The sequence below is a fragment of the Salifodinibacter halophilus genome (genome assembly GCA_012999515.1).
In the GTDB taxonomy this organism is placed as follows: domain Bacteria; phylum Pseudomonadota; class Gammaproteobacteria; order Nevskiales; family Salinisphaeraceae; genus Salifodinibacter; species Salifodinibacter halophilus.
In genome coordinates, this window is record JABEEB010000016.1 from 1 (window position 1) to 592 (window position 592).

Sequence of the window (592 nt, forward strand, 5' to 3'; positions counted from 1 at the left end):
CGCGCCGGGTCGACGGGATCTGAGTTCCGCCGCTGCGCGCATTCGACAGGCCGCCTTCGGGCGGCCTGTTGCGTTTGGGGGCTGTATCCCGACTTCGTGCCTGCGACGCGACCGGCTACCCCGCGGTCGCAGCTCGCGCAGCTCCTACAGTCGCAAACGAAACCACGGCCGCTCCCTGTAGGAGCGGCGCGAGCCGCGACCGCGACAATCGAACTGCGCCGAAACTTGCGCTGCGAGCCGACGCCCCGCGGTCGCGGCTTGCGCCGCTCCTACAGGTAGATCGCGCAGCGACGCTGCGACTCGCAGCCGTTCGCACTGTCGCCGAAGCCCCCGTAGGAGCGGCGCGAGCCGCGACCGCGGGAACGCAGCTGCGACGCAGCTTTCGACGCGAGCGGATCGTCCGCAGTCGCGGCTTGCGCCACTCCTGCAGGTAGATCGCGCAGCGCCTTAGCGCCGGTTCGCGCTCAGGAACTGATCGACTGGGTCAGCTCGACCCAGGTCGGGGCCTTCGGCCAGTGCGGTTCCAGGTTGCCTTCCAGCACCCGGCGCAGGTCGCGGCGGTCGATCTGCGGGGCCAGGCCTTGCACCAGCT

At 70.6% G+C, this 592-nt stretch carries 1 protein-coding gene; it reads right to left on the reverse strand.

Annotated features, from left to right (window positions below):
- Positions 1 to 464 precede the first annotated feature (464 nt).
- Positions 465 to 592 (reverse strand): CysB family transcriptional regulator (locus HKX41_10450; protein ID NNC24554.1); only part of this gene is annotated, 128 nt, incomplete at its 5' end.